This is a genomic window from Flavobacterium polysaccharolyticum (assembly GCF_038739875.1).
GTDB lineage: Bacteria > Bacteroidota > Bacteroidia > Flavobacteriales > Flavobacteriaceae > Flavobacterium > Flavobacterium polysaccharolyticum.
Window position 1 is genome coordinate 1 of sequence record NZ_JBCGDP010000053.1, and the last position, 1,753, is coordinate 1,753.

Below are 1,753 nucleotides of genomic sequence, written 5' to 3' on the forward strand. Positions count from 1 at the left end.
GAGGCCACTGAAAAAGTCTTTTTCCGAGTAAATTGACAAATAAAAGGAGTAGAAATCTTAGGATTTTTACTCCTTTTTTGGTATGTTTAGTTGTAATTATAAGGTTTTTTAGATGTTAGTACAACAGCAATCAATACAGTTTAGTGAACATTCTTCGTTATATGATTTAATTATTCCGAAGAATAATATTTTAAGAAAAATCAATGATTTGGTTGATTTTTCTTTCATTTACGATGAATTGTTAAATAAATACTGCACCAATAATGGACGTATGGCAGAAAGTCCTATTCGTATGTTCAAGTATCTGCTTCTTAAAACAATTTACACTGTTTCTGATGTTGATGTAGTGGAACGTTCGCGTTACGATATGTCCTTTAAATATTTTTTGGATATGAATCCAGAAGACGATGTTATCAATTCTAGCTCGTTGACAAAATTTAGAAAACTTCGTTTGAAAGACACCGACTTATTAAATTTATTAATAAACAAAACGGTAGCCATCGCTATTGAAAAAGGTATAATTCGTTCTAAGTCTATTATCGTTGACGCCACACATACTTTATCAAGATCCAACCCATTTTCAGCAATCGAAGTGTTGAGAGAACGTTCAAAACTTCTTCGAAAAACAGTATACCTCTTTGACGACCAATTCAAAGAAAGTATGCCTAAAAAAAATACCGACAATGATTTAGAAAAGGAATTGGCTTATTGCAAAGAGTTAGAAAAACGTATCGAAAATGAGCCATCTATAAGTTCGATAACTTCTGTGAAAGAAAAATTAAATCTGCTAAAAGAAACCGTAGAAGATACTCAAGAAAACTTAATCCTATCCAAAGATACCGATGCAAAAACAGGTCATAAATCTGCCGATAGTTCCTTTTTTGGCTACAAAACCCATTTAGCTATGACCGAAGAACGTATTATTACGGCAGCTGTAGTAACATCAGGCGAGAAAGGCGATGGCCCCAAATTACCTAAACTTTTAGAAATTAGTCAAGAGAACGGAATTGATGTAGAGACTATTATTGGCGATGCGGCATATGCTGGAAAAGAAAACCTTAAAATCGCAAGTGAACAAAACATTAAAGTAGTAGCAAGACTAAATCCATCTATAGCACAAGGTTTTAGAAAAGACGAAGACAAATTTGATTATAATAAAGATGCTGATAGGTTTGTTTGTCCAGCAGGACATTTAGCTATAAGAAAAGCGCGTCAAGGCACTAAAGATGTTGGGGGAAATCAAGTAGACACTTATTATTTTGATGTTGAAAAATGCAAATCTTGCCCTTTAAAAAATGGCTGTTACAAAGATGGATCTAAAACAAAAACGTACTCGGTAACCATAAAATCAGAATTACATCAAGACCAAATAGCTTTTCAAGAAACAGAATATTACAAAGAAAAAGCAAAACATCGATACAAGATAGAGGCCAAAAATAGTGAGTTAAAAAATGTACACGGTTATGATAGAGCACTATCATATGGTATTAACAATATGCAAATGCAGGGTGCAATGGCTATTTTTACAGTCAATTTAAAAAGAATACTAAAATTAATGTAGGAAATGAGGCCTACTTACAAGTTCATCTAAAATAGACTTACATAAATCGAAATGTAGCCACAATAAAATCCCATTAAAAAATTAATCACAAAGGAAAAACGCTTATAAAAGGAAGATTAAAATCCAATTATAAGCGTTTTTTTTATCTAAAAACGAGGTCTATCAAAATTGACGTGGTTTTTCAGTGGCTCT

The 1,753-nt window shown here is 32.3% G+C and carries 1 protein-coding gene; it reads left to right on the forward strand.

All coding sequences use genetic code 11. From position 1 onward, the window contains the following. The first annotated feature begins 112 nt into the window (after positions 1-112). Positions 113-1,561 carry an IS1182 family transposase gene (locus WFZ86_RS20025; RefSeq protein ID WP_342693594.1) on the forward strand — a complete coding sequence of 483 codons (1,449 nt, stop codon included), beginning with the start codon at positions 113-115 and terminating at the stop codon, positions 1,559-1,561. Positions 1,562-1,753: the final 192 nt, after the last annotated feature.

Coding starts and splice junctions, on each gene's coding strand:
- WFZ86_RS20025 (WP_342693594.1), top strand. CDS start 113: ATGTTAGTACAACAGCAATCAATACAGTTTAGTGAACATTCTTCGTTA.